At 35.7% G+C, this 13,445-nt stretch carries 15 protein-coding genes; 6 read left to right on the top strand and 9 right to left on the bottom strand.

What is annotated here, in order from left to right; translation table 11 throughout:
• Positions 1 to 101: 101 nt before the first annotated feature.
• Positions 102 to 335 carry a hypothetical protein gene (locus LDK52_RS07160; protein WP_277585269.1) on the top strand — a complete coding sequence of 78 codons (234 nt, stop codon included), beginning with the start codon at positions 102 to 104 and terminating at the stop codon, positions 333 to 335.
• Positions 336 to 706: 371 nt separating this feature from the next.
• On the opposite strand, the gene qoxD is transcribed toward LDK52_RS07160, so the two are convergent.
• The 6 genes from qoxD to LDK52_RS07130 all read right to left on the bottom strand — a co-directional run bounded on the left by qoxD (position 707) and on the right by LDK52_RS07130 (position 5,407).
• The gene (qoxD, locus tag LDK52_RS07155; RefSeq protein ID WP_277585268.1) at positions 707 to 988 is read right to left on the bottom strand and encodes a cytochrome aa3 quinol oxidase subunit IV; all 282 of its coding nucleotides are present in this window, start codon (positions 986 to 988) and stop codon (positions 707 to 709) included.
• 1 nt (position 989) lies between these two features.
• Positions 990 to 1,586, bottom strand: coding sequence for a cytochrome aa3 quinol oxidase subunit III (qoxC, locus tag LDK52_RS07150; protein WP_277585267.1), 597 nt, complete (start codon positions 1,584 to 1,586; stop codon positions 990 to 992).
• Positions 1,573 to 3,531: a cytochrome aa3 quinol oxidase subunit I gene (qoxB, locus tag LDK52_RS07145; protein WP_277585266.1), complete on the bottom strand. Its 1,959-nt coding sequence runs from the start codon at positions 3,529 to 3,531 to the stop codon at positions 1,573 to 1,575. Before qoxB ends, qoxC begins: the two co-directional genes overlap by 14 nt.
• A 46-nt stretch (positions 3,532 to 3,577) precedes the next feature.
• The gene (qoxA, locus tag LDK52_RS07140) at positions 3,578 to 4,495 is read right to left on the bottom strand and encodes a cytochrome aa3 quinol oxidase subunit II (RefSeq protein WP_277585265.1); all 918 of its coding nucleotides are present in this window, start codon (positions 4,493 to 4,495) and stop codon (positions 3,578 to 3,580) included.
• 260 nt (positions 4,496 to 4,755) lie between these two features.
• On the bottom strand, positions 4,756 to 5,058 hold the full coding sequence (locus LDK52_RS07135) for a YunC family protein (RefSeq protein ID WP_277585264.1): 303 nt from the start codon (positions 5,056 to 5,058) through the stop codon (positions 4,756 to 4,758).
• Positions 5,059 to 5,185: 127 nt separating this feature from the next.
• The gene (locus LDK52_RS07130; RefSeq protein WP_277585263.1) at positions 5,186 to 5,407 is read right to left on the bottom strand and encodes a small, acid-soluble spore protein tlp; all 222 of its coding nucleotides are present in this window, start codon (positions 5,405 to 5,407) and stop codon (positions 5,186 to 5,188) included.
• A 144-nt stretch (positions 5,408 to 5,551) separates the two neighbouring features.
• Here LDK52_RS07130 and LDK52_RS07125 point away from each other — a divergent pair, with 144 nt between their 5' ends.
• The 5 genes from LDK52_RS07125 to LDK52_RS07105 all read left to right on the top strand — a co-directional run bounded on the left by LDK52_RS07125 (position 5,552) and on the right by LDK52_RS07105 (position 11,040).
• On the top strand, positions 5,552 to 5,875 hold the full coding sequence (locus tag LDK52_RS07125) for a hypothetical protein (RefSeq protein ID WP_277585262.1): 324 nt from the start codon (positions 5,552 to 5,554) through the stop codon (positions 5,873 to 5,875).
• An 833-nt stretch (positions 5,876 to 6,708) separates the two neighbouring features.
• The gene (locus LDK52_RS07120; RefSeq protein WP_277585261.1) at positions 6,709 to 7,662 is read left to right on the top strand and encodes an MBL fold metallo-hydrolase; all 954 of its coding nucleotides are present in this window, start codon (positions 6,709 to 6,711) and stop codon (positions 7,660 to 7,662) included.
• An 85-nt stretch (positions 7,663 to 7,747) separates the two neighbouring features.
• On the top strand, positions 7,748 to 9,787 hold the full coding sequence (locus LDK52_RS07115; RefSeq protein ID WP_277585260.1) for a Na+/H+ antiporter: 2,040 nt from the start codon (positions 7,748 to 7,750) through the stop codon (positions 9,785 to 9,787).
• Between the two features lie 155 nt (positions 9,788 to 9,942).
• On the top strand, positions 9,943 to 10,737 hold the full coding sequence (locus LDK52_RS07110) for a VLRF1 family aeRF1-type release factor (RefSeq protein ID WP_277585259.1): 795 nt from the start codon (positions 9,943 to 9,945) through the stop codon (positions 10,735 to 10,737).
• Positions 10,738 to 10,836: 99 nt separating this feature from the next.
• A complete protein-coding gene (locus LDK52_RS07105; RefSeq protein ID WP_277585258.1) occupies positions 10,837 to 11,040 on the top strand; it encodes an alpha/beta-type small acid-soluble spore protein in 204 nt (67 codons plus the stop codon).
• Positions 11,041 to 11,118: 78 nt separating this feature from the next.
• On the opposite strand, the gene LDK52_RS07100 is transcribed toward LDK52_RS07105, so the two are convergent.
• The 3 genes from LDK52_RS07100 to LDK52_RS07090 form a co-directional block, all read right to left on the bottom strand.
• Positions 11,119 to 11,253 (bottom strand): sporulation histidine kinase inhibitor Sda, encoded by a 135-nt coding sequence (locus LDK52_RS07100; protein WP_277585257.1) that lies wholly within the window; start codon positions 11,251 to 11,253, stop codon positions 11,119 to 11,121.
• A gap of 1,671 nt (positions 11,254 to 12,924) precedes the next feature.
• Positions 12,925 to 13,098, bottom strand: a complete 174-nt coding sequence (locus LDK52_RS07095; RefSeq protein WP_277585256.1) for a hypothetical protein — start codon at positions 13,096 to 13,098, stop codon at positions 12,925 to 12,927.
• Between the two features lie 251 nt (positions 13,099 to 13,349).
• Positions 13,350 to 13,436, bottom strand: coding sequence for an IS3 family transposase (locus LDK52_RS07090; RefSeq protein ID WP_407081798.1), 87 nt, complete (start codon positions 13,434 to 13,436; stop codon positions 13,350 to 13,352).
• Between the last annotated feature and the right edge of the window lie 9 nt (positions 13,437 to 13,445).

Raw genomic sequence — 13,445 nt, 5'->3', positions numbered from 1 at the left:
TATTCCTTTAGGATTATCCATTTTCGTTCACAAACTCGACAAAAACAATTGACAACTTTGTGAACATGTTGGATAATATAAGTACAAAGGGGTGTTACAATATGGAAACTTACGTAAAAATGTTGCACGCTACTAAATTGGTTGGTGCTACTTTACTTACAATCGGAATTGCTATTTTTATATATGGATCATTAATGAGCGAATTTAGTACAATTATGGGCATTGGAATTGGCGTCGTTATGGGAGCAGTCTTTATCTTTTTAATCGGAATGATATTAGTCGCTTCAGAAGAAATGATTTTAAATTCTAGTAAATATAAAAAAGAGAGTGCTTAAATACACTAACGGGTTCCGTTACCAATCGCAAACATTTAAAGAATTTCGAAGAAATAAAGAGTAAACTTGAATTATAATTTTTCACTAACGTGGTGCTGTTAGTTCTATAAGCATTGAAAATTAATACAAGGTATAGCTCATTTCAATGAGCTGGGATTATTATTTTTTATACAAAAAGCACCACAATTGCTGTGCAATTAGATATATATTTTCATTTGCATGTTTGTGTATAAATTCTAGTTTTGCGATAGGCAACGAAACCCGTTATTAGATACACGCTCTCTTTTATTGTTATTTATGGTTGGATAAATGAAAAGGAGGATCATGACTTAGGTCATGATCCTCCTTTTTCTATATCTTTTCTGCTTTTCTTACATATCCCAAACCAATACAAGTAAGGTTCCGAAAATAGTAATTAAAGCAATGAGTAAAGCATAGTAGATATTAACATAGATTGAACGTTTATCCTTAGTCTCTCCAGCATGCATAAAGACAACTACCTGTAATCCCGCTTGAATGAAAGCAGTTATTAGAAGCACTGTCATTCCCATAGTGTAGGACATATCAGTAAAGTAAACCATCAATGCCACTACAGTTAGGACTAACGAAAATGCAAAGCCCATTACTTGTTTAAGAGGGAATAATTCTTTCATATTACATCATTCCTTTCAAGTAAATGAAGCTAAAGATAAAGATCCAGATAATATCTAGGAAATGCCAGTATAGAGAGAAAATAAATGATTTATTCGCTGTTTCTGGAGTTAAACCACGTTTTTTAATCTGTAGTAGTATAAATAATCCCCAGAATAATCCCAATGTTACATGCAGACCATGCGTCCCTAAAGTTGTTAAGAGAGCGGCGGTAAAAGCACTTGTTTGTAGTCCTGCGCCAACATGTACATAATGTGTGAACTCATAAATTTCTACTCCTAGGAAAGCTGTACCTAAGATCAATGTGATAGTAAAGAATCCCATCATCGCTTTTTTTCTATTTAAACGCATAGCATGAATAGCAAGTCCAATAGTAAAGCTACTTGTTAAAAGTAAAATAGTTTCGATTAATACTGGTGTAATTTCGAAAATCTCAGCACCAGTAGGTCCGTTGCCAGTACGATTTTCTAATGTGAAATATGCGGTGAAAAGTGTTGCAAAAAGCATAATTTCAGCACCAATGAAAATCCAAAATCCAAGAATTTTTAGGTTGTTTTCTTCCGTGCTATATTCAAGTGGAAGCGAGTTATCTACCTTCATTTTTAGCACCTCGCAATCTAGTTTCCGTTTCTTTAATTTCTTCTACAGAAATATATCTACCATGGTCTTGTTCAAATGAACGGTAAACTAAACAAGCTAAAATCCCGATTAATGAGACAATTACCACTGGCCATATACTAAATACCATAGCGAAACCAAATACAAAGAACATACAACTCATGATAAATGGTAACCCACTGTTATTTGGCATATGAATTTTTTCAATATCGCCTTTAAATAACTCATGTCCATTTTTCTTTGAATCCCAGAATGCTTGTGTAGAAGCAACCTGAGGTGTAATTGCAAAGTTATACTCTGGTACTGGGGTATGCGTTGACCATTCAAGCGAACGAGCATCCCAAGGATCACTACCGATATTTCTAGGTGAATAACGAATACTATAGTAAATGTTATAAACAAGCAGAGCAAAGGCAATTGCCATAATTGCAGCACCGATAAATGAAACCATATTCAATAGACTAAAACCAGTTGATTCAGAGTACGTATACATACGACGTGCCTGACCATCTAAACCAGTTATATACATTGGTATAAAGGCTAATACAAAGCCAACTGTTAATAACCAAGCAGTCCATTTACCAAGTTTCTCATTCAGCATAAAGCCAAAGATTTTCGGCCAATAGAATGTCATACCAGCAAGCATAGCGTAAACTACTCCAGGAATAATTACGTTATGGAAGTGGGCTACTAAGAACATCGTATTGTGATATTGATAGTCAGCTGCTGACATTGCAAGCATTACACCGGTAACTCCACCTAAAGTAAACAGTGGGATAAAGAGAATCGAATAGAGCATTGGTGTTGTAAACTGGATTTTCCCTTTCCATAAGGTAAATAGCCAGTTGAATATTTTAACTCCAGTTGGAATAGCGATAGCCATCGTTGTAATAGAGAATATACTGTTTGTTAGTGGACCTTGACCCATTGTAAAGAAATGGTGAGCCCAAACAACGAATGAAAGTATAGAAATAACTACCATTGATGCAACCATCGACTTATAACCATACAGATTTCGTCTTGCAAAAGTTGGAATGATTTCACTGTAAAGACCAAATGCAGGTAATATCAAGATATATACCTCAGGATGTCCCCAAACCCAGAATAGGTTAGCCCAAAGCATATCCATACCGCCGTTATCGGTAGTAAAGAAGTTTGTTCCAAATAGTCTATCCATCGTTCCCATTGCTAGTAATACTGTTAAGACAGGGAAAGCAAAAACAATAATTACATTGGCAATGAAAGCGGACCATGTGAACATTGGCATTTTCATAAGAGTCATGCCAGGAGCTCTCATTTTTAAAATAGTAGTAATAAAGTTAATACCTGTCATGAGTGTACCGATACCAGCTATTTGAATAGCAATCATGTAATAGTTAGTCCCAACAGACGTACTAAACTCATTACCTGCTAATGGGAAGTAAGATGTCCATCCTGCATCAGGTGACCCACCTATGATAAATGACAGATTGAATAATCCCATTCCCATAAAGAATAACCAAAAACTTAATGCATTTAAGCGTGGAAATGCAACATCTCTTGCTCCAATTTGTAATGGAACAAGAAAGTTAAAGAAAAATATAATAAATGGCATAGCCATAAATAGGATCATAACTACTCCATGAGTAGTGAAGACCTCATTATAATGTTGAGAATCTAAAAACGTATTTTCAGGCATAGCAAGCTGATAGCGCATCATGATAGCATCTACGCCACCTCGGAACAGCATAAGTAATGCGGTTAGTAAGTACATAATACCAATTCGTTTATGGTCAACAGTAGTTATCCATTCGCGCCAGAGATATCCCCATTTCTTGAAGTAGGTGATTCCTACAACAACTGCAAGCATAGTTAGTCCGATACCAACCATGGCTGCATATATTAAAAAGCTTGGATGTGGTACTGCAAAACGATCAAAGAAATCCATACTTTTTGTAACTCCTTTCAAAAAAATATTGTGTAGCTATTGTGCATTAATGATTTGAATGATCTTCTTCATCATGTGTTTCGTGATCTTCTATATCTGAATCCTCTTCAACGTTATTATCTGTTGAACCGTGGTCATGTTCTGGCGCAGGAGAAAATTCTAAGTGTGTACCTGTATAAGTAGATCGACCAAGATGTCCTGGCTCTAACAATTCCTCAAATTTTTCTGATGTCAGAGGTGAAGCAGTTTCATGTACTTCTTCTACCCATTCCTCAAATTCAACAGGAGTCATTGCAGTAACCTCAAAAGTATTTTCTGCAAAACCAGCTCCGCTGAAGTTTGCATTTCTACCCATGAATTCTCCAGGTTGATCTGCCGCTAAGTGTAAAGTGGTAACCATATCAGACATAGCGTACTTTTGACCGCCTAGCTGTGGAATCCAAAAGCTCGTGATTGGACCATATGAATATAGTTTAAATTCAATAGCGCGGTCCTCAGGAATATATAAATAGTTAACTGTTTCGATATTTTCTTCAGGATAACTAAAATGCCATTTCCAGTTAGATGAAGAAGCATAAATAATTAATGGCTCTTGATCTTCGTATCCTTCGGGAGTTGCTTCTACTTTATAGTTACTATCCACAGAAATAATTGAAAGAAAAATGACAATCAAAATAGGAATACCGATACAAATTGCTTCAACAATCGGACTTCCTTCAATATGTGGTGGCTCGTAATCTTTCGGTTGTTTAGAAGCGCGGTATTTTAATAGGACAAACACTAAAATAGCTAAGACGACAATAACTATGCCTAACATAAGCCAAATAGATAACATAATATCGTCAGCCTGTGTTTTTGCTTGCGGGCCTTTCGGATCTAAAACTAGTAACGGTTCACAAGCTGTTAACACCGTGGTAATAGTGATAACCATCGTTAAAAGAATCCATTTCATTTTTAATTTCATCGTTCTACCCCTTCCCAGCATATTTATATAAACGCATAGTAAACAGAAGTTGTCTCTGTATGCCTCTATCTTAGTACCTTGAATTGAAAAAACATAATGAAAAAACGCAATTTCACAAAACGTTCATGAAGATATGAACAAATTAAAAGAAATTGGTCACGTAATTGTGAAATGTATGAGAAAGTGGGAAAAAGAGGGCATAACAAAAGGCTACAGAACAATTATGAGTTGTCTGTAGCCTTAATAGCTGGTAGCTTAATTTAAATCATTTTTAATAGTGCTTCTCTTCCAATCATACCTTGAGTGATACCGAGTTCTTCCGCTTCGTAGGTAATGGATTCGAGTGGAGCATCCAGAAGCTGGGTAATTGTTTTTACTCCAACCGCTCTTCCAGCAACTACCTTCCTATCTTTCAATTTTTCATTTAGTAGTGCAACGTCTAAAGCGCCACACATTATATATCCTTTATCATTAGTGACAACGAGTAAGTTCGTTTTAGGCAATTCTACGGAAATCGATAAAAATGTATATCCCTCAATATTAATTGGTTCTAAGTTAATCATGACTAAACAGTCCTCCTTTTCCCATCTCTCCAATTTATGTAATGGATAGAAAAAGCGTGTTTTATTTTCGTATTAACACAAAAAAAGCCAGCCCCGATATATTTCATATCTGGCTAGCTAAAAAGTGTTATAAGTATCCTTTTAAACCATAATTCTCTGCTGCCTTTACTTCATTTTCCAATTCTTCTATGCTTTTTGCACGTTGTTCATTCTTCTTTTCAATTGCAGCAACGTCTTTTGCTGGTGCGTATTCCTTCGCTATTTCAGCTGCTTCCATATGTCGGATTGTTTTCTTAAGTCTTTCTTCACTACTAGAAAGATCATTGGGACCACGTCTGGTATTAGGCATAACTTTTCCTCCTTATAATTTGATGCTTCCAATAAATAGTGTTCCCTAAACTGATAAGAATATGAGTTATTAGTTAATCCACGAGTGAATAATTGTCGGTTAAAGTTGCCATAGTAAACCTAAGAAAGATGAGGAGGACTTGAAATGGATCATGTACAAAGTAGCTGGAAAGAAGATACCGTTCTTGGTCAATTGCACAATTCCGTGGATAATGTAACTTTTGCTGTGGGTGAAGCTTTAACAAATCCCACAGACCGAGCGATCCAAAATGTTGAGGATATGATTGAACGTGCCAATCGTTCGGTTAAAATGGCGTTAGAAAGCAGAGGAGAATTGGAGCCGATTAGTCAGCTCCAAGAGCAATTGCGGCAAAGTGTAGAGAAGTTTAATACGCTTCAGCAGTTAGCACGAATAAATACGACAACCCTACCGCAACTTTTTTATGGGGTAGGGTTTTTTGAAGACTAAGAAAGATATAAAAATGTAACGTGTTCACTTTGTTTTAAGGGTGAAAGAATGAATAAATATTACTATCGATTTCCATTACAGGTGGACGCGTTTTGCGTGGTGAGCGATGAGCTATCACCGTCGATAGCGCGTCGCTGTGATATCTCATCTGTCTCACTCATCCTGCAGAAGTCGCCACCCTTCACTTCAATAAATTAAGTGAGTAATACTTTATTGAAAGATTCAGCATAGCCTTTCGCTCAGACGATAATAATAATCAAAGTTAACATAGGGATAAAACCGTCTGGTGAATTAGAGATATTATGCTGTAATGAAGAGGAAAAAGGTAGATTATTTACACTAGTGGAAACAAAGAGAAATAGTTATTAGTTACTAAATAAAGTAGCGAAATAGCGAACGAAATTTCATCTTCAGGCCCACACGATGCGGGTCAGGCAGTCGTTGCGAAATGTTTTTTTATTTTGCGACGAAGTTTGCGCAGGAGCACCAGGATGTCGCGCACTTAGACTGTCATCATCTAGCCTCAAGGAATAGGAAAGTATCTTTTCTCTAGTTAGCCAAAAATGTACTAACCTGTTTCTAAGAGTTGTAGGAGAGCGACGGATAGACAACCGGCATCTCTAAAAATTCACTTCGTAATTATATAGCAAAACGTCTGTCTAAAGCACTTCGAAAACGACAGAAACAGGTTTTGAACTTAAAGGACCGGGCGTCTTTTTGCCCGGTTTTTCTTACTAGTTTTTGTACCTACTTAGTTATTTTCAAAATTAATGTTAAAATAATAGAAGGAGAGTTATTTGCAAAATATTCAATTAAATATAGGGGGTATCGAAATGACAAACAAGTATCCGAAAATGTTAAATGAAAGAATTTATTTAATCGATGGATTTGATATGGGGGAATCAGAACGTACAGGCACGTATGTCATAGATGAAGATGATCTTACAATAGTAGAAACTGGACCAAGCCCGTCGGTAAAGCATGTAAAAAATGGATTGAAATCATTAGGTTTCTCACTAGACCAAGTGAAATACATAATCGTTACACATATTCATTTGGATCATGCAGGAGGAGCAGGGCTTCTATTGAAGGAATGTCCAAATGCTCAAGTAGTTATTCATCCAAAAGGAGTAAGGCATATGGCAGAACCAGAAAGGCTAATAGCAGGAGCGAAAGCAGTTTATGGAGCTAAGTTTGAGGAATTATTCGATCCTATTATTCCAATTCCACATGAGCGAATGATAATAATGAACGATGAAGATATTTTAAAAATAGGGGAGACCTGCATATTAAAGTTTTATGATACTCCTGGTCATGCTAATCATCACTTTAGTATTTATGATCCAGTTAGTAATGGCATGTTTACTGGTGATACGGTCGGCGTTCGCTACGAACAATTAATAGCTGATGGAGTTAGTTTCTTTTTACCATCTACCTCACCAAACCATTTCAATCCAGCTGCAATGCAAAAGGCCATAGAGCTTTTCGTACAAATGAATCTTGAATGTATTTATTATGGACATTTCGGCGTGACGAATTCACCTGATGAAGCACTTTCTCAAGTTTCCATGTGGTTAAATATTTTTATGTCAGAAGCAGAAGATGTGTACGCAGAAGAAAAGGGATATGACGAGTTAGCAAATAGACTCGGTAAGCTAGTGAAAGATCATCTGAGTGACCAAGGTGTTTCTGAAAGTCATCGAGTATTTAGATTAATTCAGTTAGATTTAGAAGTAAGTGCAATGGGAATGATGGATTATTTAACAAAAAGGGATGAACAAATTTAAAGGCTAATAATAGTTGTAGATTTGTATTTACTATATATTCCCTATAGAATTAAATGAGGAGACTGGAATAAAAAGGGGAATTTTGGTGGAGTTTTTTTTAATTATCCTATTATTAATAAGCATTATTGGACTATCCAATTTTATAAATCATTTTTTACCATACATACCAGTACCACTTATTCAAATTGTGCTTGGTGTTTCGCTTGCAGCTTTGCCTGTCGGAATTCACGTAGAATTAGAGCCAGAACTGTTCTTTGTTCTTTTTATTGCTCCATTGTTATTTTATGATGGAAAAAATGTATCGAGGCATGAGCTTTGGAAACTGCGAAAACCTATTTTGATGCTAGCACTAGGGCTTGTATTTTTAACTGTGTTAGTGATTGGTTATTTAATACATTGGCTTATACCGTCAATTCCATTATCTGCGGCATTTGCTCTAGCAGCTATTTTATCCCCAACGGATGTTGTAGCAGTAGGAGCAATCTCCAGTCGTGTAAAGATTCCTAAGACAATTACGCATATTCTTGAAGGCGAAGGCCTGATGAACGATGCGTCCGGTTTAGTTGCGTTTAAGTTTGCAGTAGCAGCTACAGTTACAGGTGTATTTTCACTAGCAGAGGCGAGTGTAAGTTTTATATGGATTGCATTAGGTGGTTTTCTTGGTGGTGCGTTACTTGCCTATTTGATTATTCAATTGAAGGTTTATATCCGACGATTGGGTATGGAAGATGTAACGCTTCATATGCTTATTCAATTACTTACGCCTTTTGTGATTTTTTATGTAATTGAACATTTTCATCTATCAGGGATACTTTCAGTAGTAGCTGCTGGTATTGTACATGGCATTTTTAAAGATCGTGAACAGTCACCAGCCATACAACTACAAGTTGTGTCCAAAAGTACTTGGACAATGGTTATTTTCATTTTGAATGGACTTGTATTTGTATTGCTTGGTTTACAAATTCCAAGCGTTTCTAAAGAAATTTTCGAAAGTCCGCTATTTAATAATTACCAAGTAATCATTTATATTTTCATCATCACTGCAGCTTTGCTGATACTTCGTTGGCTTTGGATCTACTTAGCGTGGTGGATAGGCTGGTTTATGAAAGAGGAAAAATTGACTAAACCTTCTTTGCGATATGTGGCAATAACTACTATAGCAGGTGTACGAGGTGCAGTTACTTTAGCAGGAGCTTTTACAATTCCATACTTTTTAGCAAATGGCGATGTTTTTCCCCAACGAGCATTAATAATTTTTATAGCTGCAGGAGTCATTTTAGTGACGCTTGTTTTAGCTAGTATGGTCCTTCCACTATTAGCTAAAACAGATAAAGGAAAAACGGAGGAAGCTAAAGAAGACATGGAGAATTTAGCTAAACTGCGAAGTGCTGAGAGTGCAATAAATACGTTAAGGGAACTTACAACAGATGAAAATCGTAGTGCATCGGTCTCTATTATTGCAAATTATAATCAAATACGGAATCAGTTGTTATTTGTTAGTGATGAAGAGGCAGCGCGTTTAGATTTTATAGAAACGACCACTCGAATGAAAGTATTGGATGTTGAAAGTGCTGTAATAGAAAAACTCAAATTTAATAATGAAATTGATAGGGAATCCCTTTACCTAATAGAGGAGCATATCCATCGTATGCGAGTTGCTGTGACCAATCGTACTATATATAGAGGATTGCTAATATGGACAGTTCTTAAAAGAGGATATTACAACTTGTTGAGATTGATCATTCATCAAAAACATGATTCGATAAAAAAACGTATATTAAAAGGCAACAAAGTAGTGAAACTAAAGGTAGAAATGGCAAGAGCTGCGATAAAATATTTGAGACAAACGATGACTGCTGAAAATGAGATAGTTAATGTGAAACTCATTGGAGAGTATAATGATATGATCGTCAAATTTAAGCTTGCTAATAATTTAACCGACTCTCGTCATTATATGAGTGTACAAAGAGAATTACGAGATAAAGCTTTTCAAGCAGAGCGCGATGAAATTCAAAGATTGTATGAAAGTGGAGAAATAACCTTGGAAATAACAAGGGAAATGCGAAGGCATATTAATATTCGTGAGGCATATTGGATGGAGGAAACTAGTATCCATTCACATTAACAACAAAACGTATCGACTAAATACAGTCGGTGCGTTTTTTTCATTGATATAATCAATAATTATTTATTTTTAACAAAATTTAATCATTCTTTCCTCGGTGTAATCCTTTAATGAAAGGTGATACTAAGAAGAGTTAGACAAAGGAGGAAGGTAGAATGACGATAAATAAAGAAATTGAAGCGTTGAAAGCATACACGAGTATGGATCGAAGTATTCTAAGTATTTATTTAAATACAAATCCAGCAGATCCTGAACAGCTAAATGGGGCATGGGATATTCATTTGAAAAGTGGATTAAAACGCATAGGCGAATATTTAAAGGCATCGGATGATGAAAATGAAATAAAGGCATTTAATCAGGTGAAGGATAAAGTCATAAATGAAGTTGAAAAAAATTCGTTAAATTTACGCAAGGGCGTCGTTATTTTTGCCAGTGCAAATGATGATTTGTGGTCTGTTCATTATGTACAGGTACCAGTAAAAAATAACTTTTACTGGGAAAGCCATCCTGTAACAGAGCAACTGGAGTATATGTATAAAGCATATCCAGAAGCAGGTATAATCATGCCTAGCTTTGGGGAAGTCCGTATTCTAGACACAGCATTAGGATTTGTTCGAGATGATGTAACGTTCAAATATGATCCAGTTTCGGAAACATGGAATGAAAAAGTCAAACTAGATAGTCGAGGGAGACGAGCAGTTGCAGATAACAATACTGCAGTTTTGGATTCGCAATACAGAGTTAATGCAAGTACCTTTTACAAAGGAATGAGAACTACCGTTGAACAATTAAAGAAAAAAAGAGGTTGGCGTGAGTTTCACGTAGCAGGAGAAGCAGAAATGGCTAACGCATTTACAGAGACACTAAGGGATTTACCAGCAAGCTGTATTTACAAAAATTTAAACAATAGCAAAGCGAATGAAGTGATTAATCAAATTCTTGAAAAGTAATAAGCAACAACTGAATGCTATTTACAAAATTTACTGTTTTATTAAGTAGTATAAATGATGAAAAAAAACACAATATAAGCTTACAAGGAGGTGAACAACATGCCAAACAGTAATTCAAATCAACTTCTAGTACCAGGCGTAAAACAAGCCCTTGACCAGATGAAATATGAAATCGCACAAGAATTCGGTGTTCAACTTGGAGGAGAAGCTTCAGCGCGTGCTAACGGTTCCGTTGGCGGAGAAATAACAAAGCGTTTAGTAGCTCAAGCCCAATCGCAATTGAACGGAAATCAATATAGCTAAAAAATTATATCCGGTCGGTGGAAATTTTCCACCGGCTTTTTTGTAGCTTTAGAAAAAGCAAAGAAGATTTTGGCATTACTAACTAACATTTTGGATGGATAAGCAGCGGCGAGCCATTTCGGATTCTAATAGTTCAAGAAATTCTGGATTTAATTTTAGTTTTTTTGCTGTTAAATAAGATTCAATTAGAAAATCATCAGACATTTTACTCATACCTTGCACCTCCGTTTTCATTGGATAATATATATCTATATATGCTTCAACGTATGCTATTTAACTAAAATTTCACGACAGATGATTAATGATCTAATAAAGTAAAAAAGTTCTTTACCTTTCATAAGACTAATTTAACAAATCTTACACTTAAGAACAACTGTTCCTTTATCCACAGGTATAAGTGGATAAGGTGTTAATAAGCTGTTAATAGTAGCGGTGAACTTATATATACCAGTGTGGATTTTGTATATAAAGTTATCCACAATTATTAGAATGTCGAGTTTTGTCGAAACATTTCCCTGAAAAACCAAACTAATTAAGGTTCTAAATCATTTTTCTTTGAAAAAAAGAGAATTTTTTTATGTTTTGTCTAAATTTATCCGAGTTCTACATACTTTCAATATGAATTAGAGTTGTAAATGTTAACATCTAAATACTTATACACAACATCGTGTGGATAGAATGTGGACTACTTATATTTTATTCAATCTATTATTGGTTTAATGTCCTTTTGCTTGTGTATAACTTTATCCACAGTTATTATTTCCGTGCTGTGTCGAATATTAGGTGGAATAGGACAATCCGATACCAACATATTTTGAATAAATCATTAAAAGGAAGTGAGCAGGATATCCAATAAAAAGTGTAAGAAATGCAACAAAATAATTGGGAAAGGAACTTGTCTATGTAAATAAAAAAGTCATGGCCCTCACAAAAATAGTGGGGGTCATGACTTTGTTCAAAGATAAGCATATAAAAATCATCTTTAAAAAATCAAACGGTAATTATATAGCAATAAGTCTGTCCAAAGCCTTTCGAAAACAGTAGAAACAGGTTTAGTTCCTAAAGGACCGGGCGTTTTTTTTGTCCAGTTTTTCTTACAAGATAAGAAAGTATATAAAAATACAGCATGAACATTGGTTTTACAGAACTTTAAAGAATGAATAATACTACTGATTTCCGTTACATGTGGACGCTTTCCGTGGGCGCGGCTTCAATCTCCTCGGGCCAACAGGATGTTGGTCACGAAGGCGTTGCGATCACGATGTGGCGCTCTTAGCCTTTGTCCCTTTCAAACGTTCCTGCGGGGCTTTCAGCTCGCGCTGTTCCCACTGGAGTCGCCACATTTCACTCCAATCAATTAAGTGAGTAGTACTCCACGATAAGATTGATCATAGCCTCTCGCTTAGATGATAAGAGTAGTCCAAGTTAATGTAAGGATAAAATCGTCTTTTTAATGAGGGATACTATTTTGCAAGGAGGGAGGAAGAAAGAGGATTTCCTCTAATCTAGTGGAATTAAAGAGAAGTAGTAAGTGATCCCTAAATAAAGAAGCGAACGAGCGAACGAAATTGCATCTTCGTGAGCCTTCTCTATTGGTAGTATGGTATCTTTTCTCTAGTTAACCAAAAAGAACTAACTTGTTTCTAAAAGTTGTAGGAGGACGACGGACAGTTGAAAGCCATAAGAATACCGAGAAAAAAGAGGCTGGTCGTGACGTCAGTCACAACCAGCCTCTTTAAAAAATCAAACGGTAATCATATAGCAAGACGTCTGACCAAAGCCTTTTGAAAACGATAGAAACAGGTTTTGACTTTCAAGGACCGGTCGTTTTTTTGCCCGGTTTTTCTTAGTTAACCAAAATACTTTTCAATGTCAGGCCAAGGTTTACTCTCCGTCTTTATCTTCTTCTTCAAGGTCTTGCTCAACATCTTCTTCCATATTATCATCTACATCAGACTCGTTTTCTCCGTCACCACAACCTGCTAATAAACCTACAGATAAGAATGCTGCCGCACCAATCTTCCACCATTTTTGTCCTGCAATAGAATTTGTAATCATATAAAATCCCTCCATTTTCTGATTATTTGTGTACTAGTAATTACTTACCCCAGCAGTATTTGGTTATAAACATTTTTTTAGAAGACGACATAAGCTTGTTATATTATTAATATGTTTGTAACAAACTCAATAAAAAATCTACCATATCATTGCATCAAAAAACTACCTCTTCTAATTAGAAGAGGTAGCAATATCTTGAAATGAACTGAGCCCTATAAAGTAGACAACTTAATAAAAAGAGAGTTTGTAGTTTAGACTGCGATGAGATGGTTTCGGTATGCTTCCGGAGCCATCTTTTTTAAATCCCATTGCTTTCGTTCTGAGTTGTAATAATCTATATAATTTCC

Origin of the sequence: Psychrobacillus antarcticus, assembly GCF_029533155.1 — a bacterium.
Lineage (GTDB): Bacteria > Bacillota > Bacilli > Bacillales_A > Planococcaceae > Psychrobacillus > Psychrobacillus antarcticus.
The sequence above is the reverse complement of the archived record's forward strand: the minus strand, read 5'-3'. Positions and strand labels throughout refer to the sequence as shown.